The sequence below is a fragment of the Stenotrophomonas sp. CFBP8980 genome, from assembly GCF_034046095.1.
GTDB classification, from domain to species: domain Bacteria; phylum Pseudomonadota; class Gammaproteobacteria; order Xanthomonadales; family Xanthomonadaceae; genus Stenotrophomonas; species Stenotrophomonas lacuserhaii.
This window is the reverse complement of sequence record NZ_JAXCXF010000002.1, coordinates 113,842-133,838: the sequence shown is the minus strand read 5'-3', so window position 1 is coordinate 133,838 and position 19,997 is coordinate 113,842. Positions and strand designations below refer to the sequence as shown.

The window sequence follows — 19,997 nt, the reverse complement described above, 5'->3', positions numbered from 1 at the left end:
TGGAGCACAGCATGGCAGACCTTCTGTGGCAGAAGCCGGGCGTCGCGGTCGACGCAAAGATCCAGACCTTCCTGGCCGGTGATGACGTGATCCTGGATCGCGAATTCTTCCTGCATGACATCGCCGCCAGTGCCGCGCATGCCGAGGGCCTGCAGCACATCGGCATCCTCGGTGCCGACGAGCTGGCCGGGTTGCAGCGCGAACTGGAGGTGCTGGCCGATGACTTCCGCGCCGGCCGGTTCGTGCTGGACGAACAGTACGAAGACGGCCATTCGGCCATCGAAGCGCGCTTGACCGATCGCCTCGGCGATGCTGGCCGCCGCATCCACACCGGCCGCAGCCGCAACGACCAGGTGCTGGTGGCGACCCGGCTGTGGCTGAAGGAAAAGCTGCAGCGGGTGGCGCAGCTCAGCGCGGAGATCGCCAAGGTGGCGCTGGACCGTGCAGAGGCCGAGAAAGACCTGCCGATCCCGGGCTATACGCACATCCAGCGTGCCGTCGTTTCCTCCGCCGGCATGTGGTGGGCCGGCTGGGCCGAGGCGTTCATCGACAACGCCGTCCGCGCCCGCGATACACACGCGCTGGTGGATGCCAATCCGCTGGGTACCGCCGCCGGCTACGGCGTGAACCTGCCGTTGGACCGTGAACACACCACTGCCGCGCTCGGCTTCGCGCGCATGCAGGTATCGCCGATCTACGCGCAGCTGTCGCGCGGCAAGTTCGAGATGGCCGCGTTGGAAGCACTGAGCGGCGCCACCCTGGACCTGCGCCGCATCGCATGGGACCTGTCGCTGTTCACCAGCGCGGAATTCGGCTTCGTGGCGCTGCCGCCGCAGTACACCACCGGCAGCTCGATCATGCCGAACAAGCGCAATCCCGATGTCATCGAGCTGATGCGCGCCACCCATGCCAGCGTCGCCGCTGCCCGTACCGAGATCGAGCAGCTGCTGTCGCTGCCGTCTGGCTACCACCGTGACCTGCAGGGGTCCAAGGGCGCGATCTTCCACGGCTTCGGCCGTGGCCTGGCCGCGCTGGAACTGCTGCCGGCGCTGCTGGCCAACCTGGAATGGCGCAACGACAAGCTGCTGGCCGGCATCGATTCGGGCATGTACGCCACCGACGTGGCGGTCGAGGCGGCCGTCGCCGGGGTGCCGTTCCGCGAGGCCTACAAGGCCGCTGCGGCCGGCGCCGACAGTGCCGGGCAGGGACGGACGCCGGAAGGCAGCCTGGCCGCCCGGGTCTCGCCCGGCGCCGCCGCCGATCTGCGCCTGGACGTCCTGCGCGCGCGCTGGCAGGCGCTGGCCTGACGGCCGGCACCGTCTACCTGGTGATCGCGATGCGCCGGCCGGACTTCGATCCGGCGGCGGTGCAGCCGCATATCGCCTTCCTCGATGAACTGAATGCCGCCGGCCAGCTGCAGCTGACCGGCGGTTTCAGTGACGGCAGCGGCGGGGCGTACGTGCTGTGCAACGTCGCCAACCTGGAGCAGGCGCGTGCCATCGTCGCGCGCGATCCGCTGGTGACCCTGCAGTCTTCGGACCTGACCGTCCACGAATGGACCACCCGCTGAGCCCCTGATGAGCGACCCTGCCGCCATGACCGCATCGCCGTTTCCCGAACAAGCGTTGCCGGACTGGCGGCGCGCCGTGCTGAAGGTCGGCAGCAGCCTGCTCGCCGCCGATGGCGGCGGGCTGTCCCCGCGCTACGCATTGGGGCTTGCCCAGTTCGTATCGGCCAACGTACTGGCCGGCCGCGAGGTGGTGATCGTGTCTTCCGGCGCGGTCGCCGCCGGCCGCGCGATCCTGCCGCGGGTGGAGGCCAATGGCGCGGCGATGGCTGCCCGCCAGGCGTTGGCCGCACTCGGCCAGGCCCAGCTGATCGGGCTGTGGCAACGCTTCTTCGAACGTCCCGTGGCGCAGGTGCTGCTTACCCATGATGACCTGCGCAACCGCCGTCGCTACCTCAACGCCCGTGCCACGCTCAACGAGCTGCTGCGGCTGGGCGCGCTGCCGGTGGTCAATGAAAATGACACGGTATCGGTGGACGAGCTCAAGCTTGGCGACAACGACAACCTGGCCGCTACTGTGGCGGCGCTGGTGGATGCCGATGTGCTGTTCATCGCCACCGACATCGACGGCCTGTACAGCGCCGATCCGCGCCGGGATGCGTCGGCACAGCCGATCGCGCACGTGCATGAACTGACTGCCGAGGTGCTGGCGATGGCCGGGGGCAGCGGCAGCAGCGCCGGCACCGGCGGCATGCGCACCAAACTGGAAGCCGCATCCAAGGCAGCGCGGCTGGGCATCGAGACGATCCTGTTCAATGGCCGCAACGGCGATGTGGTGCGTGCGCTGGCACAGGGGCGCTTGCAGGGAACGCGCCTGCATGCAGCGCAGAGTCGCGAGGCCGCACGCAAGTACTGGCTGCGGCACGCACCCGTGGAACCCGGGGTGATCTGGGTCGACGATGGCGCGGTGCAGGCAATGCGGGCCAAGGGGGCTTCGCTGTTGCCCGGCGGCATCACCGGCGCGCACGGCGAGTTCCGCCGCGGCGACATGGTGGAGATCCGCTCCCGGGCGGGCGATGCAGGCAGCGAGGTCAGCGTGGCACGCGGCATCACCCAGTATGCGGCCAGCGACATACGCCGCATCGCTGGCCGCCATTCGCGCGACATCGAAGCGGCACTGGGCTACAACTATGGTGGAAACGTCGTGCACCGCGACGACCTGGTGCTGGTATGAACCACGAGGCGATTCCCATGAGTGACATCGAACAACAGGCACGCGCCTGCCGTGCCGCCGCCACCATGGTGGCCGGGCTGGACACGGCGCAGCGCGGCGCGCTGCTGCGGGCCATGGCTGCGGCGCTGGAATCCAACGCTGGACAGATCCTGGCCGGCAATGCGCGTGACCTTGCCGCAGCACGCGCGAAGGGCATCGGCAACGCCATGCTGGATCGCCTGATGCTGGACCCGTCGCGGCTGTTCGCCATGGCCGAGGCAGTGCGCGAGGTGGCCGGGCTGCCGGACCCGGTGGGCCAGGTGACGCGCGACGACGTGCGCCCCAATGGGATCCGCGTGCAGAAAGTGCGCGTGCCGTTGGGGGTGATCGCGATGATCTACGAGGCGCGGCCCAACGTCACCGCCGAGGCCGCGGCGCTGTGCCTGAGGGCCGGCAACGGGGTGATCCTGCGCGGCGGCTCGGAGGCGATCCATTCCAATACCGCGATCGCCGCTGCGCTGGGCAGTGCATTGGCAGCCCATGGAGTGCCGGAGGCGGCGGTGACGGTGCTGACCGACCTGCGCCGCGAGGCGATGCTGGAACTGCTGCAGCTGCACGAGCTGATCGATCTGGCGATTCCGCGCGGAGGAGAAGGCCTGATCCGCTTCGTCGCCGAGCATGCGCGCGTGCCGGTGATCAAGCACTACAAGGGCGTCTGCCACCTGTTCGTGGATGCCAGCGCCGATATCGGCCAAGCCCTCGAACTGCTGGTTGATGGCAAGTGCAGCCGGCCCTCGGCGTGCAATTCGCTGGAAACCCTGTTGGTACATCGTGATATCGCCGGGGAATTCCTGCCGCGCGCCGGCGAGGCCCTGGCTTCGCGCGGCGTGGAGCTGCGCGCCGATGCGCTGTCACAGCCGTTGCTGCCGGGCAGCACGTCTGCTTCCGATGAGGACTACGCGGCCGAGTTCCTGGATCTGATCATCGCGGTGAAAGTGGTGGATGACGTGGAGGCTGCGATCACGCATATCCGCCGTTACACCTCCGACCACACCGAAGTGATCGCTACCCAGGACGCCGCCAATGCCGAGCGTTTCATCCATGCGCTGCAATCGGCAGTGGTGATGGTCAACGCCTCTTCGCGCTTTTCCGATGGCGGCCAGCTCGGCCTGGGCAGCGAGATCGGCATCTCCACCACGCGCCTGCATGCGTACGGCCCGATGGGTCTGGAAGCGTTGACGGTGGAACGTTTCGTGGTGCGCGGGGAAGGGCAGGTGCGTACGGCAAAGGTGTGACGACCAACGGTCGTCACCCACCGGGGCGGGTCGTCACCCGGTAGCGCCGAGCCATGCTCGGCGAGCGCAGCGGCGAAGGCGTGAGGTTGACGGCCAGCGGCCGCCACTACCGGAAAGCAGGTTGCATCAGCACCTGTTCGGTCATGCCGACCGGGCGTGCATCATCGTCCATGTGCAGCGTGACCGCCTTGGCGCCGGACAGCTGGCGTGCCAGCGCATCGGTGGCTCCCAGGTCACGCGCGATCTCCGGCAGTTCGACATCCACGCGCGGGGCGCGGCGCTCCTTGCCACCGAAGCGGTAGCGGTTGTACTCCGCCCACAGGATCAGCAGCGCCGCGCAACCGATCAGCAATACCGGCAGGGCGATGACCAGGAACGGATCGAGCTGCTGCTTGCGCTCGTACAGCTGGATCCAGGCCAGGCGGCCACCCACCAGCCAGGACATCAGGGTCAGCACCGGCGCCCACAGATAGAAATAGAACGCCCAGAACGCGAGGGTGACGAAGCCCCACGCGGTGCGCTGCAGGCGGGGTTGCTGGCGCGGCTTCTGGATGAGGCGCGAATCAAAACGACGGGACGGCTTGTTGGCGTTCATCGAATTCCCCGGTCCGGGCTGACCCAGGTGGCGCGCTTCCTGCCTCGTTTCAGCAGTGTCTTCGGCAGTGCCACCAGGGTGGTGAAGAGGCTGATCAACCAGTAGGCCATCGGGTACCAGATCACCCAGAAGTAATTACGGCCGATGTTGATTTCGTAACGACGGTCGATGATCAGGCTGCTGGCAAACTGCAGCAGGCAGACCAGGGCCAGGATCACCCCGTGCCACTGCGGCAGCAGCGTCTGGATGTACAGCGACGGCGGCAGGTCGACGACCTTGCCCAGCGCCCACAACACGATGATCAACAGCATCACATAGGCCCACAGCACGCTGAAGATGTACTCCACCAGCACGCCCCACATGCGGCGCTTGCGCCAGTTGAACAGGCTCATGCCATGCCGCAGCAGCACCTCCACGCCGCCCTGTGCCCAGCGCAGGCGTTGCTTCCACAGCCCGCGCAGGGTTTCCGGCATCAGGATGAAGCACAGCGCGTTGGGTTCGTACCGGATGTCCCAGTGGTCCAGCTGCAGGCGCCAGCTGATGTCGATGTCTTCGGTGACCATGTCATCGGCCCAGTAGCCGATGCGGTGCAGGGCGGTGCGGCGGAAGCCGGCGATCACCCCGGAGATGGTGAAGATGCGCCCGTACACGCGCTGGGCCCGCTTGATCATGCCGATGATGGAAGAGAATTCGGCCACCTGCAGGCGGCCCAGAAGTGTGGAGCGGTTGCGGATGCGCGGGTTGCCGGTGACCGCGCCCACGCGGGAGCCACGGGTGAGATGCCAGACCATCCAGTGCATGGCGTGCTCTTCCAGCATCGCATCGCCATCGATGCAGACCAGGTACTCCGAGCGCGCCGCCAATGCCCCCATGCGCAGCGCATTGGCCTTGCCCAGGTTGCGGTCCAGGTGCACCACGCGCAGGCGCGGATGGATCGCCGCCAGCGCATCCAGGCGCGCGCCGGTGTCGTCGCCGCTGCCATCGTTGATGGCGATCACCTCGAAGTCCGGGTAACGCTGCGCCAGCGCCGCGCCGATGGTGTCGTCCAGGTTGTCCGATTCGTTGTGGCACGGAATCAGCAGCGAAGTGAACGGGTACTCGTCCATCGGCGGCGGATCATTGCGGTCGCGCGACTTCCGCTCGCGGCGGAGAAAGTAGTACAGGCCTCCCGACATCCAGAAGAACGCCATCACCATGGGGTAGAAGAAGGCGAACTGGAACAGGTAGTAGACAGGCGTGTGGTCCATGTCACCGCTCCGGATAGGGGAAGTTGCGCGCCGACATCGCCGCGCGTGCATCGGCGGTGGACGGCTTGTCGGCGATGAAGTCATCCGGGTACCAGGCCAGGTGACGCACGCCCTGTGCCTGCAGGCGACGTACCTGCGCACGCAGGCGCTCGCCGGGGATCGCGGTCCGGGTACGCCAGTCAACGGTCTGCAGCTCGAACAGGGTGTGCTTCAGCTCCGGATCGTGTTCACGCACCGCGGCCACCAGCCGGTCCAGCCAGCGCTCGGGGTGGCGGCTGCCTTCCATCCAGGGCATCGCCATCAGGGCGGTATGGTCGTAGGCGGCGTTGAACAGGTCCAGGCGCTGGGCGAACCATGCCGCGCTCTGCGGCTCCAGCACCGGCTGCGCGTACAGGTTGCGCACGGTGCCCAGCTTCGGCCGCCAGCGCTGCGCACGGTCACGCAGGGCCAGGGTGAAGTCGATCAGCGCCTGGGTGCGGTTGCCGTCCAGGCCTTCCTGCGCCAGGCCGGTGAGTTCGGTATCGCGTACGTAGGCATCGTCGTGGAACAGCAGCCCTTCGAAGTAGGAGTTGATCGCCAGGTCTTCGTAGATGTCCAGGATGATCTGGCGCGCGGCCGGCTTGGTGAAGTCCATCCGGTACATGCCGTCTTTTTCCGGACTGGCGATGCCCAGCGCCTGCTTCTGCGCCGGATCGGGCAGTTCATAACCCAGCACCGGCAGCCACGCGTACACCTTGACGCCTGCGCGGGTCTTCAGCTGCCATGCCACGCGGTTGAACAGGTCCGCGCGCATCGGCAGGTGGCGATTGGGGAAATACAGCGCATCGGCGGTGTTGTTGCCGTCCGGGTCGGCGAAGGCCTGCAGGTAGACGTGGGTGGGGCCGATCTTCTTGACCCGGTCGATCAGCATGTCCAGGTTGCGCGCCAGCTGCGCCGGATCCTTGTCATACACCGCGTCCAGGTCGATCTGAAGGGCGCGGGTGCCGTCCAGGGTGGTGTTGCGGCGCAGTTCGAAGGCCAGTCCAGTGACGTTCGGATTGCCGCTCACCAGCAAGCGTGCCAGGCCGTGCAGGTCGCGGGTGACCGGCGTGCTGCGGCCTTCCAGGTCGAAGGACACCGGCATGCCGAGCTGCTCGGCGATCGCGTTGCTGAGCTGGTTGTAGGCCGCGTACGGCCAGACGATGGCCTGCGGGCGCACGCCGAGGTTCTTTTCAATCAGTCCGACACTGCGCGAAAGGTCATCGCGCAGGCGCTTTTCGTAGGCGGCCGCGGACTCGTAGCGGCCGGTGGCCGGGTCGTAGGCACGGGTGATCACCGCAGGAGTGGAGTTGCCCTGTGGGTTGGACTGCACCCCGTGGTGCTGGTTGTCGGTATGGCTGGCCAGCTCGATCAAGCCGCTGTCCTTCATCTCGCGCAGCTGCTCCCAGGTCAGGAAATCATCGCGACCGAACGGACGGTAGCCGTAATCGATGGTGCGATCCGGCGCCATGTCCACGTAGTCGGTGATCACCGCCACCAGAGCGGGATAGTCGTACGCACGCAGCAGCGGGTAGACCTTGCTGTAGACGCTGCGCAGGCCGTCATCGAAGGTCAGCAGTACCGGCTTGGACGGCAGCACCGCTTCCCCACGCGATGCCTTGACCAGCTGGCTCAGCGACACCGGGTGGTAGCCGTGCGCGGACAGCCAGTCCAGGTGGGCAGCGAAGTTCTGCGTGCTCACCGCGTAGGCATCCGGATCGCCCTTGGCCGCCACGTCATCGCGGATGTCGTGGTAGCTCAGCACCAGCAGGCCGTTGCCGGCCGCATCCAGTTCCGGGCGGGTCTGGGCCTGCAGCGGTGCGCACAGCGCCAGCAGCACCAGCAGGATCATCATCATCGGCAGTCGCAGGTTGCTCACTCGCATCTCATTCTCCCCAGCGCAGGCCGGCTTCCAGGCCGACATGCCGCTCGCGTTGGCCGTCATACACCGGACGCGACCAGCGCACCCCGTACTCGAAAATGCGCCCCGCGCCGATCTGCCACTCGTGGCGATACTCCACCGAGGGCACCAGTGCGCTGCCGAAGTCCTCCTGCCAGTAGTCGCCTACCGACACGGTCAGGCGGTGTCGGAAATGCTTCTCGTAGTGCCGCCACAACTGCTGGTCGATGCGCAGGCCGATCTCCACCGAGCGGTCGCGGGAGGGATTGAAGTAGGGCACGTCATCGTGGCTGCCACGGCTGGCATACAGGCTGCCCAGCCCATCCACCTGCAGGGTCGGGCGGCTCAGCAGGCGCTGTTCCACCGAGGTGCTGATGGCGTCGCGGTGGTTGCCATCGTCATAGCGGTACTGGCTGGCGCCGATCCGCCACTGCGTGCGCTCGTTGCGGGTATAGGTAGTGGCCAGCGCCACGCTGTCGGCGGTGATGCCGGACACGCGGGCCTGCATCGAGGCATCGGCATCGTTGCGTGCGGCGCTTGCGCCAATGTGCCACTGGTCGTTGAACTGCCAGCCGAGCCCCGCGCGCAGGCCGGTATCGCCAACGTCGTCATTCGGATGCAAGGCCACCAGTTCGCCGTCCAGCTGGTCGAAGCGGTAGTTCACCCCGGCGCCGAACCACCACGGGTTGATGCGCTGGTTCTGGAAGTCCACCGAACGGCGGTCGGCGAAGGCCAGCACCCGCCAACGATCAGCCAGGATCGGCGAGGACGCCTGCACGCGGTAACTGCCGTCGTCGTTGCCCAGCGGCGAAGCGCCACCCCCGCCACTGCTGCGGCCGACTTCCGCGTTGGCTTCCAGCTGCCAGCCGCGGTGTGCGCGCCAGGCGCGGTCCATGCGCTGCACCGATGGCTGGTTCGGATAGCGGGCCAGCAGGTCGTCGTGTATCGGGCGGGCACGGTCGTCGCGCTGTAGCGCGATGTGGGACTCGGACATGCCGATGCGCGGAGAGACGTCGCGCGGATCCAGCGTGTAGGCCATCTGGTGGCGTTCCAGCGCACGCCGCGGCCAGCCGCGCATCTGGTAGACGCCGCCCAGCGCAGTCTGCAGGCCCCCGTTGCCCGGCCCGGTGGCGACCAGCTGCTCCAGCTCGCCCTGTGCGGTCGGCAGGTCGTTGCTGTAGGCGCGGATCATTGCAAGGTTGAGGTCGGCCTCATAGCGGGCCCAGTTCGCGTAGGGGGCACGCGCATTCGGGCCCCAACGCCAGATCGGCTCGTCTTTCTGCCAGCTCACCAGGTAGTCGATGGCAGTGCCGGCCTGCTCGGTTTCCAGGTACGCATAAGCCAGTTCCGAGCGTGCCTGGAAGCGCGAGGGGTCATTCTTCACCGCCTGCGACAGCACCGGGATCGCCTCGTCCGGATGCTGGGTGGCCATCAGCGAATCGCCCACCGCCGGCAGCACGTAGTCGGGCAGCTCCACGCCATCGGCGCGCAGGGCGAGATATTCCTCGCGCAACTGGGCGTGGCGGGACAAGCGGTTGAGCAGGATCAGGCGGTCCAGGCGGATGCGCCGGGGGGGCTGCGCCAGTGGGGTACCGTCGCGCTGCAGGTACTGTTCCATCAGCGCCAGGGTGTCTTCGGCTTCATCCAGGCGGGTGTCTTCGCTTTCGCCGTAGGCCATGCTCCAACCCACCAGGCGGGCCAGATAGTCCGCTTCGAAGCGCTGCTTCTGAGCCGCATCGAACAGCTCCGGGCGCGCCTGGTACAGCTGCCAGGCCCGGCTGGCGTTGCCGATGTCGCCCAGGGTCAGCACCTGCAGCTTGTACAGCAGGTCATCACCGGGGCTGGACTGCTGCGCGCGCTCGATCGCCGCCAACGCGTCCAGCCACTGGGCCTGGTCGCGATGGCCGCTGATTTCAGCCATCTGCCCGGCGCGGTTGGACGGGGCAGGGGCGGCGTGCGCGCCTGTCGCCAGGACGAGGCAGGCCAGGCCGACGCAACGCGCCAGCGGACGATGGACAAACATGAAACCCCCAGAAGCTGGTTCGTGCGATGAAGAATTAGAAAGTGTGACGCACATCACGTGCCAACGGCCTGAAGCACGGAACCGCGAAGCGCATCCTCCTCCCCAGGCGCAGTGCAGGGGCGGCTGGAAGCTCGCCCGGGAAAGGACATTCATGCTGCGGCCCCCCGCAGAAAGACATCCTGCGGTACGCGCAGGGTCAACTACTGACGTGCTGCGTCAGTTACGACGGATTATGGCGTGATTGTCGTGGCTGGATTTTTCGCCCAGCGATGTGTCTCACCACAGGTCTTCAAGCTTGCGCGGCTTGCAGGCGAACCACGACGCGCACAGCATCACCAGCGCGCAGCAGAACAGGAAGCCGAATGGCAACGTCCAGCTGCCGCTCACGTCGTGCAGCCAGCCCACCAGGAACGGACCCAGGCAGCTGAAGCTGTAGCCCACGCCCTGCATGAAGCCGGACAGGGCGGCCGATCCGGTCGGGGTGCGCGTGCGCAGGTTGATCAGCGTGAGCGCCAGCGGGAAGGTCGACGGACCGAGTCCCAGCAGGCAGGCCCACAGCAGCGGGGCCTTCATCGGCGCCAGCAGCAGCCCGGCGAAGGCCACCACGAAGGAGCCAAAGCCGATCAACACCAGCGGGAACGGGTTGGCCATGCGCACCGCAAGCGAGGGAATCACCAGCGAAGGCAGCAGGCCCAGCGCGGAGAACATCGCCACCATCACCCCACCGAAGGCCGGCGAGGCGCCCGCTTCCACCACGATGCGCGGCAACCAGGTGAACATCGAATAGGTCATCAGCGAGGTCATGCCGAACATCAGCGTCATGCCCCAGCCCAGCGAGGTCGCGGAGACCCGGCCGTGCGGCTGCGCACTCGGATCCGGGCCGTCGGTGATCACATCGTGGCGCGGGGTGCGGCGCACCAGCATCAGCCACGGCAGGGCCGCGGCCAGTGCCAGCAGCGCCCACATGCCCAGCGACACGCGCCAGCCGGCCGCGTTGGCCACCGGCACCGCCAGCAACGCAGGCAGCATGGTGCCCAGCTGCAGCGCGCTGATGTACAGCGTGCTCATCGTGCCCACCTTGTTGGCGAAGTAACGCTTCACCAGCGGGGGCACCACCACGTTGCCGATGCCCATGCCGGCCAGCGCGATGATCGAGCCGCCCAGCAGGCTGCCCACGCCGACCGCGCTGGAGCGCAGCAGCAGGCCGACCAGCGCCAGCAACATCGCCAGCAGCGTGGTGCGCTCCAGCCCGAGGCGGCGCGCCAGCATCGGCGTGCACACGCCGAACAAGGCGAACGAAGCGGTCGGGAGCATGCCGAGCACACCGGTCATGGTGGTGCCGAAGCCGAACGTCTGGCCCAGCACGTCCAGCAGGGGGGTGACCGAGGTGACCGCGGTACGCAGGTTGACCGCGGCCAGCACGATGGCCGCGAAGACCAGGGCGCGCCCGTGCAGCAGCGAAGGCGCAGGCGACGAAGCGGAAGCGGTGGGGCTCATGGTGGATCCTTGCCGGTGGCGCGCGCGGCGGCCTCCGGATGCAACGGCGGCACCGGGCGGACGCCGGTGCGGCAGGGTGGGGGAGGGCGCCATTGTACGTCGCCATAAAACGACAGGCACAAAAAAACCCGGGAGACCGTCGTCTTCCAGGTTTCTTCGTGACCAACAAAGTGGTCGGGGAGACAGGATTCGAACCTGCGACCTCTACGTCCCGAACGTAGCGCTCTACCAGACTGAGCTACACCCCGAAGGGTAGCCGCCTATCATATCGATTCCCGCACTGGGCGGCAAGGGGAATCGCATTTTTCCTTCGGTCGTTCCGACCACCGGAGTGGTCGGGGAGACAGGATTCGAACCTGCGACCTCTACGTCCCGAACGTAGCGCTCTACCAGACTGAGCTACACCCCGAAGGAGCCGCCTAAGATACCGTGTGAAGGCCAAGGCGGCAACACTTTTGTTACGTCATTTACCGTCGCGGCCGTCGATGCTGCCCGATTCGCGGGCTTCGAACCACATGCCGTTGAGGATGGCCACGACCGAGGCCAGGCCGGTGCCGAGGATCCAGGCGAAATACCACATGGTGTGCTCCTTCAAGAGGTGCCGGCCGTTGGCCGGCACGTGGGAATCAATACGCGTTGGGGTTGTCTGACATGTCTTCCGCAGTGGTCTTGCCCTTCATCACCCGGTAGACCCAGGTGGTGTAGGCCAGCACGATCGGCAGGAAGATCACCGTAGCCACCAGCATGATGAACAGCGTCAGGTGGCTGGAGGATGCATCCCACACGGTCAGGCTGGAACCGGGCTGGCTGGAGGACGGCAGCAGGAACGGGAAGATCGCAAAGCCGACGGTCAGGATGATGCCGGTGATCGACGCGCCCGAGGCCAGGAACGCCAGCCCGCCACGCCGGGCACGCAGCAGCACCGCGCTGGCCAGCGCACCGAGCAGGCCGACGATCGGTGCCAGCAGCGTGGCCGGCATGCTGCTGTAGTTGCGCAGCCAGCCGCCGGCAGCGGCCCCTTCAGCGGCGGTTTTCAGCAAGGGATTGGTTGGCCCATCGGTCACCACCTGCGAGGTGATTTCATAGCCGGGCAGGCCGAAGGCCACCCAGGCGCCGGCCAGCGCAAACAGCACGAAGCTGAGCAGCGCCGCCACGCTGCCATAGCGGGCCGAGCGTTCGGCCACCGGGCCGTCGGTCTTCAGCACCAGCATGGCCGCCCCGTGTGACACCAGCATCGACACGCTGACCAGTCCGGCGATCAGCGCGAACGGGGTGAGCAGGCCGAAGAACGAGCCGGTGTAGAAGATCCGCATGCTGTCATCGAAGTGGAACGGCACGCCCAGCAGCACGTTGCCCACCGCCACGCCGGCGATCAGGCCGGGCAGCAGGCCGCCGACGAACAACACCCGGTCCCAGTTGTCGCGCCAGCGCTTGCCGGGCATCTTGCTGCGGTACTTGAAGCCCACCGGGCGCAGGATCAGCCCGAACAGCAGGGCGAAGATGGCCAGGTAGAATCCGGAGAAGCTGACCGCGTACAGCGGCGGCCAAGCGGCGAAGATCGCGCCGCCGCCGAGCACCAGCCATACCTGGTTGCCTTCCCACACCGGGCCGATGGTGTTGATCACCAGTCGGCGTTCTTCATCGGTCTTCGCCACGAACGGCAGCAGCGTGCCGACGCCGAGATCGAAGCCGTCCATCACGGCCCAACCGATCAGCAGGATGCCCAGCAGCAACCACCAGATGATGCGCAGGGTGGTGTAATCGAGTCCAAGGAATTCCATCGGGGTTCTCCTGCCTTATGCCTGGCCTGGGGCCGGGGCGGCATTGTGGGAAACGGACACGCGCGGCGCCTGCAGGGACGGCAGGATCTCGTCGGGACCGGTGCGGATCCCCTTCAGCATCAGCTTGACCTCGATCACCAGCAGCACCGTGTACAGCAGCGTGAACACCGCCAGGGTGGTCAGGATGTCATGCAGGGCCAGGCCGGAGGCGGCGTAGAAAGTGGGCAGCACGCCATCCACGGCCCATGGCTGGCGACCGTATTCGGCAACGAACCAACCGCATTCGATGGCGATCCACGGCGCCGGCAGCGACCACAGGGCCAGCGTCAGGAACCAGCGCTTGTCCTGGAAATTGTTGCGGCAGGAGTAATAGAACGCCAGCGCGAAGAAGGCGATCAGGTAGAAACCCAGCCCGGCCATGATGCGGAAGGTCCAGAACAGCGGCGCGACCCGCGGTACCGTATCCATCGCTGCCTTGCTGATTTCTTCCGGCGTGGCGTTGCCGATGTCCTCGCGGTAGCGCTTCAGCAGCAGGCCGTGGCCCAGGTCCTGCCAGTGGCGGTCGAACATCTCGCGCGCCTGCACATCGTTCTTGTCCGCACGCACCCGCTGCAGCGCACCGTAAGCGATCTGCCCGCCGCGGATGCGATGCTCGGCCCGTTCCACCAGTTCCAGGATGCCGGGGATCGGCTGGTCCACCGAACGGGTGGCGATCAGGCCCATCAGGTACGGAATCTTGATCGCGAAATCGTTCTGCTGGGTGGTCTGGTTGGGAATGCCGAAGGCAGTGAAGTCCGCCGGTGCCTGCTCGGTCTCCCACATCGCTTCGATCGCCGCCAGCTTCATCTTCTGGTGCTCACTGGCGGCATAACCGCTCTCGTCACCCAGTACCACCACCGACAGCGAAGACAGCAGGCCGAAGGCTGCGGCCACGGCGAAGGAACGGCGTGCCATGTCACGGTGCTTGTTGCGCAGCAGGTACAGCGCGCTGATGGACATCACGAAGATCGCACCGGTTACGTAGCCGGCACTGACGGTGTGCACGAACTTGGCCTGCGCCACCGGGTTCAGCAGCACCGCGGCGAAATCCACCACCTCCATGCGCATCGTTTCCGGGTTGAATATCGCCCCGGTGGGATTCTGCATCCAGCCGTTGGCGATCAAGATCCACACCGCTGACAGGTTGGTTCCCAGCGCCATGAACCAGGTCACGGCCAGGTGCTTGACCGGCGTCAGCCGCTTCCAGCCGAAGAAGAACAGGCCGATCAGGGTGGCTTCGAGGAAGAACGCCATCAGGCCTTCGATCGCCAGCGGCGCGCCGAAGATGTCGCCGACGTAGTGGCTGTAGTACGACCAGTTCATGCCGAACTGGAACTCCATCACCAGCCCGGTGGCCACGCCGATGGCGAAGTTGATGCCGAACAGCGTGCCCCAGAACAGGGTCATCTGGCGCCAGACCGGCTTGCGGGTCATGACGTACACGCTCTCCATGATGGCCACCATGAAGGACAGGCCAAGGGTCAGCGGAACGAAGAGGAAGTGGTACATCGCGGTCAGGGCGAACTGCAGCCGCGACAGTTCTACGACTGTCGAATCAATCATGGCCTGGCTACCTCGTGGGATAGTGCCGTGGGGGTGCGGGAAGGGTGGTCTACGTGGAGCGATGATGTGACCGACTACTTCGAACAGCCTTGATTCAGATCAATGTAGAAAAGGATCCCCGCCGTGATCGTATGCCAACCGCAGTGTCCGTGCGACCGTACGCCGCAGGGGCGCGGTGAGCTGCGCCTACAATGCCCCCAGACCGTTGCCGCCGAGCCACCGTGAGCCAGGACACCGAAACCCAGCTGAGGCAAGCCCAGCGCCATGAGGCGCAGCAGCGCAGACTCCGCCAGCACTGGCTGGATACGCTGGGAGCGGCGGCAGGCGGCCGCCGCCGGCTGGCCGCCATCGCGATAAGCGTGTCCGGGGTGCTGCTGGTGGCCCAGGCCGGCGCCATTGCCTGGCTGGTCCAGCACGTGCTGCTCGAGCGGGCGCCGCTGGCCGATGGCCTGTGGGTGCTGGCCGCCCTCGGTGGGGTGCTGCTGTTGCGTACCCTGCTGGGCAGCGTGACCCAGGCGTGCGCCGGCGACGTGGCCGATGCAGCGCGACTGGCGCTGCGCGAGCGCGCCTACGCCAGCGTGCTGGGCAAGGGGCCGCTGTGGCTGCGGCAACAGCGCAGCGGCGAGTTGGGCGAAGTGATGCTGGCCCATGCCGATGCCATCGAAAATTATTACAGCGGCTTCCAGCCGGTGCGCATCGAGGTGGTGGTGGTGCCGCTGATCATCGCCCTGGCGGTGGCCTGGGTGGACTGGGTGGTGGCGATCATCTTCATCGCCACCGCGCCGCTGGTGCCGTTCTTCATGATGCTGGTGGGCTGGGGCGCCGAGGCGGCCGGGCGCGCACAACTGGGTGAACTGGCGCGGATGAGCGGGCACTTCGCCGACCGCATCAAAGGCCTGGGCCTGCTGCGCCTGTACGGCCGCGGCCAGGCCGAACTGGAGGGCGTGGCCGACGCGGCCGAGGGCGTGCGCGAGCGCACCATGAAAGTGCTGCGGATCGCGTTCCTGTCCTCCACCGTGCTGGAGTTCTTCGCATCGGTCAGCGTGGCGATGGTGGCGCTGTACCTGGGGCTGAGTTACCTCGGCATGATGTCCCTGCACGCGCAGGTGCCCACGCTGGGGGCCGGCCTGTTCTGCCTGCTGCTGGCACCGGAGTTCTATGCGCCGCTGCGCCGCCTGGCCGCGCACTACCATGATCGTGCCAACGCGCTTGCCGCCGCCGCCGAAATCGAGCGTCTGCTCGGCGCGCTGCCGGGGCCGTCTGCGGCGCTGGCTACGGTGCGGCCACTGGCCAGCGCAGCTGCCGAGCCGCTGCAACCGCATGCTCCGTTGCTGCAGGCGCGCGCGCTGGTGCTGCGTCCCTTGGGTACCGGTCACGATGTGCTGAGGGACATCAGTTTCCAGCTTGAATCCAACCAGCGACTGGCGGTGGTGGGCCCCAGCGGCAGCGGCAAAAGCACCCTGCTGGAAGCCTTGGCCGGCTGGCTGCCGCCGCGCGAGGGCAGCCTCTTGCTACGCCCCGGAGTGGAGGTCGGCTACGCCGGCCAACGCCCCTACCTGTTCCACGGCAGCATCGCCGACAACCTGCGCCTTGCCGATCCCACCGCCAGCCTGGCCACCCTGCGCCACGCGGCCGAGGCCGCGCAGGTGCTTGCCTTCGCCGACCACCTGCCCGACGGGCTGGACACGGTGATCGGCGAGCGCGGATTCGGCTTGTCCGGCGGTGAGGCGCGGCGCATCGGGCTGGCCCGGCTGCTGCTGAGAAACCCCGGCATCGTGCTGCTGGATGAACCCACCGCATTCCTTGATCCGCATACCGAAGCGGCCCTGCTGCATGCGCTGGCGGTGTATGCGCGCGGTCGCAGCGTCATCATCGCCACCCACAGTCCGCTGGCCATCGCCTGGGCCGACAGCACCCTGCGGCTGCCCGCCGGCCACCTGCACCACGACCCGCGGCAGGTGCGCGCATGAGCGCCGCGCAACGCGACCCGCTGCGCAAGGTGTTCGCCCGGCACATGCCGCGGCTGCTGCTGACGGTACTGCTGTTATGGACCACGATGCTGGCCGGGACGGCGCTGCTCGGGCTCTCCGGCGGCTTCCTGACAGCGGCCGCGCTGGCGGGCGCGGCGGGACTGGGTAGCGGTTTCAATTTCTTCTCACCGTCTGCCGGCATCCGTGGCCTGACCATGGCGCGCATCGTGTCGCGCTACTTTGAAAAGCTGGTCGGCCACGATGTGACGTTGCGCATCGCACGCGATGCACGGGTGTGGTTCTTCCGCCGCGCCCTGCCACTGGCACCGGCGCGGCTGGGCAGCACGCGCACGGGTGAGCTGCTGGCCCGGCTGCTGGGCGACATCGCCGAGGTGGACGGTCTGTTCGTGCGCGCGCTGGGACCGCTGTGCGCGCTGGCAGCCCTGAGCCTGGTGGCCATCGGATCGGCGTGGCTGATCCTGCCGCAGGCAGCGGTGCTGCTGGCGGCCATGGCGGTGCTGGTCGGCGTGGGCGTGCCGTGGCTGGGCGTGCGCGGGCGCGCCGGCGAAGAGCGGGACCGCGCCGCGCACCGCACGCAGCTGCGCAATCTTTCCTTCGAGGGCATCGAGGGCGCTGCCGACCTGGCGGCGCTGGATGCGCTGGACCACTGGCAGGGCAGGGTGGAAGTGGCCGCACGCCAGCTGCGCGCGCGCGATCGTCGGCGACGCTGGCGCCTGTTGGCCGGCACCACGTTGCACGGCGTGGTGACCGGCGGCGGGCTGTTGGCGATGCTGGCGCTGGCGCTTTCGTCGCATGAGCAAGGGCGCGTCGATGCGCCCATGGCGGCCGGACTGGTGTTTCTCACCGTGGCCATGATCGAGCTGTGGGCCGGCCTGGGCCTGGCCTGGCAGGCACTGCAGTCCGGCCAGGTGTCAGTGTCCCGGCTGCAGGCCATCGTCGACCAGCCGCCTATGGTCAGCGAGCCTGCATTGCCGCGGCCCCTGCCGACGGTAGCGGCGGCGGTAGGCTGGGAAGCCGTTTCGTTCACCTGGAAGGACGGCGGTCGCAGCGTGCTGGACGGTGTGGACCTGCTGTTGCAGCCGGGCCGGCGCATCGCCATCCGCGGCGACAGCGGCAGCGGCAAGACAACGCTGTCCAGCCTGCTGCTGCGCCTGCATGACCCGACCAGCGGACGCATCACCCATGGCGGGACCGACATCCGCCATTACGCGCAGGACGACTGGCACCGGCAGCTGGCGTGGCTGCCGCAGCACGCCCCGGTATTCGCCGGCAGGGTGTCCGACAACCTGCGTCTGGGCGACCCCCACGCCAGCGACGCCAGATTGTGGGCAATGCTGGAGCGGGTGCGGCTGGGTGACTGGGCACGTGCGGTCGGTGGCCTGCAGGGCTGGGTCGGCGAGAACGGCGCCACGCTGTCGGCGGGGCAGGCGCGCCGCTTGGCACTGGCGCGCGCGCTGCTGCGCGATGCCCCGATCCTGATACTGGACGAACCTACCGAAGGCTTGGACGTGGATGCCGCGCATGCACTGCTGGCCGACCTGCCCGCGCTGCTTGAAGGACGCAGCCTGCTGGTCATAACCCATGATCCGCTGCCTGCCGGCGTGGTGGACCAGGTGTACCGCCTGCAGGGCGGGCGGCTGCACGCGGTGGAGCCCTCCTGAGCCCGACACCGGCAGGTGATTCCCGGAGCTGGCGCGGCAGCGTTGTCCGATGGAACCAATCCTGGCGTTCAGCACACTGGCGTTGCGCCACCCCGTGGCGTGCGCGGGCATCGGTCCGCGCCACTGTCCCCAGGAGGAACCTCCATGCGCCTGACCTTGTCCCAGGCCCTCTTCGCCAGCGCTGCCTGCTCGCTGCTGCTGTCGCCCTCGGCCGCCGGTGCGCAGGCCAGCACTGATGACCCGGCGTGGTCCATCGAAAAACCACGCCAGACCCGGATCGGCCCTGGCTACTCGCAGGAGCTCATCGAAGTGAAGTTCCGCAATGCCGACCGCACGGCGCCAGGCAAGGCCGGCTGGACCTCCCGGCGCAGCGGCGCACTGCCCCGGCTTGATGCATTGACGGCCGAGGGCGGTCCGGTACTGCGGGTCACCCCCCTGTTCTCTGCGGATGTCGTGCACGACACATCCGATCGCGTGGACCTGCCTGCACTGGGCCAGTGGTATCGCATGCAGTTGAAACCGGGCCAGGACGCGGCCGTCATCATTGACCTGTTGAACGGCATGGACGCGGTGGAAATCGCCTACGCCGCACCGCTTCCGGCGCCACCGCCATCGGCCGCTCCGGCGCCCGCCACGGCGCAGTGGGCGTCACCGCTGTTCATTGAGCGGCAGGGGTATGCGCTGGCTGCCTCGTCCGGTATCGACGCCGTCCACGCACGCACGGTGCCGGGGGGCGACGGAACGGGCATACGCGTGGTCGACATTGAATACAGCTGGAACTGGCAGCACGAGGACCTGACCAAACTGCGCGTGCCGGGAACCTGGATCAGGCAGGGGGCCAGCATCTCTGATCCGTTCAATGACAACAACCACGGCACATCGGTGCTTGGCGAGATGATCGCCGATGACAACGGGTTCGGGGTGCGCGGGCTGGTCAGTGGGGCCACGCCGCACTACGTCAATGTCACCAGTCCACAGACCGGCTACAACGCAGCCAATGCCGTGGCGCTGGCGGCGGCGAAGCTGGGGCCGGGCGATGTGATCCTGATCGAACAGCAGTTCCCCGGCCCGGCGCCCTGCAACGGCTACGTGGCGCCGGAATGGATCCCCTCGATCTACGACGCGGTGGTCTCCGCGGTCAGGCGTGGCATCCACGTGGTGGAGACCGCAGGCAACGGCAACGTCAACCTGGACTCCGGCTGCTTCGGTCCGGGTTTCCCGCGCGGGCGGCCTGATTCGGGCGCCATCCTGGCGGGCGCGGGTGGCGCGGCGGCCACGCAGTGGTGCAGAGATGCCGTGGTACCCCGCTCACGACTGGGTTTCTCCACCCACGGGCGCCGGGTCAACCTGCAGGGATGGGGCGGCTGCGTGGCCACCACCGGAGGCCGCGACCTGTACAGCGGTGGGCCCAATGCGGGCTACACCCAGCGCTTCAACGGTACGTCCAGCGCGGGACCGATCGTGGCTTCGGCGGTCGCGGCGGTATCGGGTGCGGCCAAGGCCAGCGGCAAGACGCTCACGCCGCTGCAGATGCGCAGCCTGCTCGTTGAAACCGGCACGCCACAGGTCGGCAGCAATGGCCACATCGGCCCTCTTCCCAACCTGCGTGCGGCACTGGACCGGCTTGCTGGCATGCCATGACAGGACGTCGACCGGCGAACCCCGAT

Annotated in this window: 15 protein-coding genes and 2 tRNA genes; 7 read left to right on the top strand and 10 right to left on the bottom strand. The window is 67.6% G+C overall.

Annotated features, from left to right (window positions below; translation table 11 throughout):
* Positions 1 to 11: 11 nt before the first annotated feature.
* The 4 genes from argH to SOM47_RS06615 are packed head-to-tail and all read left to right on the top strand — an operon-like array spanning position 12 to position 4,015.
* Entirely contained in the window at positions 12 to 1,307 is a 1,296-nt protein-coding gene (gene argH, locus SOM47_RS06630) for an argininosuccinate lyase (RefSeq protein ID WP_320505134.1), read from the top strand.
* A gap of 29 nt (positions 1,308 to 1,336) precedes the next feature.
* On the top strand, positions 1,337 to 1,570 hold the full coding sequence (locus SOM47_RS06625) for a YciI family protein (RefSeq protein WP_320505133.1): 234 nt from the start codon (positions 1,337 to 1,339) through the stop codon (positions 1,568 to 1,570).
* A 7-nt stretch (positions 1,571 to 1,577) separates the two neighbouring features.
* The gene (gene proB / locus SOM47_RS06620) at positions 1,578 to 2,741 is read left to right on the top strand and encodes a glutamate 5-kinase (RefSeq protein ID WP_320505132.1); all 1,164 of its coding nucleotides are present in this window, start codon (positions 1,578 to 1,580) and stop codon (positions 2,739 to 2,741) included.
* A 17-nt stretch (positions 2,742 to 2,758) separates the two neighbouring features.
* A complete protein-coding gene (locus tag SOM47_RS06615; RefSeq protein WP_320505131.1) occupies positions 2,759 to 4,015 on the top strand; it encodes a glutamate-5-semialdehyde dehydrogenase in 1,257 nt (418 codons plus the stop codon).
* Positions 4,016 to 4,121: 106 nt separating this feature from the next.
* On the opposite strand, the gene pgaD is transcribed toward SOM47_RS06615, so the two are convergent.
* From pgaD to SOM47_RS06565, 10 genes are all read right to left on the bottom strand, one after another.
* Positions 4,122 to 4,610 carry a poly-beta-1,6-N-acetyl-D-glucosamine biosynthesis protein PgaD gene (pgaD, locus tag SOM47_RS06610; protein WP_320505130.1) on the bottom strand — a complete coding sequence of 163 codons (489 nt, stop codon included), beginning with the start codon at positions 4,608 to 4,610 and terminating at the stop codon, positions 4,122 to 4,124.
* Positions 4,607 to 5,857 carry a poly-beta-1,6-N-acetyl-D-glucosamine synthase gene (pgaC, locus tag SOM47_RS06605; protein ID WP_320505129.1) on the bottom strand — a complete coding sequence of 417 codons (1,251 nt, stop codon included), beginning with the start codon at positions 5,855 to 5,857 and terminating at the stop codon, positions 4,607 to 4,609. Before pgaC ends, pgaD begins: the two co-directional genes overlap by 4 nt.
* Position 5,858: 1 nt before the next feature.
* Positions 5,859 to 7,760 carry a poly-beta-1,6-N-acetyl-D-glucosamine N-deacetylase PgaB gene (gene pgaB, locus SOM47_RS06600; protein ID WP_320505128.1) on the bottom strand — a complete coding sequence of 634 codons (1,902 nt, stop codon included), beginning with the start codon at positions 7,758 to 7,760 and terminating at the stop codon, positions 5,859 to 5,861.
* Between the two features lies 1 nt (position 7,761).
* Positions 7,762 to 9,798, bottom strand: coding sequence for a poly-beta-1,6 N-acetyl-D-glucosamine export porin PgaA (pgaA, locus tag SOM47_RS06595; protein WP_320505127.1), 2,037 nt, complete (start codon positions 9,796 to 9,798; stop codon positions 7,762 to 7,764).
* Between the two features lie 276 nt (positions 9,799 to 10,074).
* Positions 10,075 to 11,295 (bottom strand): MFS transporter, encoded by a 1,221-nt coding sequence (locus tag SOM47_RS06590; protein WP_042614056.1) that lies wholly within the window; start codon positions 11,293 to 11,295, stop codon positions 10,075 to 10,077.
* A 171-nt stretch (positions 11,296 to 11,466) separates the two neighbouring features.
* Positions 11,467 to 11,543: transfer RNA gene (locus tag SOM47_RS06585), tRNA-Pro, on the bottom strand.
* A gap of 84 nt (positions 11,544 to 11,627) precedes the next feature.
* Positions 11,628 to 11,704: transfer RNA gene (locus SOM47_RS06580), tRNA-Pro, on the bottom strand.
* Between the two features lie 54 nt (positions 11,705 to 11,758).
* Complete coding sequence (cydX, locus tag SOM47_RS06575; protein WP_042614095.1) at positions 11,759 to 11,875, bottom strand: cytochrome bd-I oxidase subunit CydX; 117 nt, start codon at positions 11,873 to 11,875, stop codon at positions 11,759 to 11,761.
* 46 nt (positions 11,876 to 11,921) lie between these two features.
* Entirely contained in the window at positions 11,922 to 13,076 is a 1,155-nt protein-coding gene (gene cydB, locus SOM47_RS06570) for a cytochrome d ubiquinol oxidase subunit II (RefSeq protein ID WP_042614055.1), read from the bottom strand.
* A 15-nt stretch (positions 13,077 to 13,091) separates the two neighbouring features.
* Entirely contained in the window at positions 13,092 to 14,678 is a 1,587-nt protein-coding gene (locus SOM47_RS06565; RefSeq protein WP_192083278.1) for a cytochrome ubiquinol oxidase subunit I, read from the bottom strand.
* 221 nt (positions 14,679 to 14,899) lie between these two features.
* On the opposite strand from SOM47_RS06565, the gene cydD reads away from it, so the two are divergent.
* The 3 genes from cydD (at position 14,900) to SOM47_RS06550 (ending at position 19,971) form a co-directional block, all read left to right on the top strand.
* Complete coding sequence (gene cydD, locus SOM47_RS06560) at positions 14,900 to 16,648, top strand: thiol reductant ABC exporter subunit CydD (protein ID WP_320505126.1); 1,749 nt, start codon at positions 14,900 to 14,902, stop codon at positions 16,646 to 16,648.
* Positions 16,645 to 18,330, top strand: coding sequence for a thiol reductant ABC exporter subunit CydC (gene cydC / locus SOM47_RS06555; protein WP_042614052.1), 1,686 nt, complete (start codon positions 16,645 to 16,647; stop codon positions 18,328 to 18,330). Before cydD ends, cydC begins: the two co-directional genes overlap by 4 nt.
* A 144-nt stretch (positions 18,331 to 18,474) precedes the next feature.
* Positions 18,475 to 19,971: a S8 family serine peptidase gene (locus SOM47_RS06550; protein ID WP_320505125.1), complete on the top strand. Its 1,497-nt coding sequence runs from the start codon at positions 18,475 to 18,477 to the stop codon at positions 19,969 to 19,971.
* Positions 19,972 to 19,997: the final 26 nt, after the last annotated feature.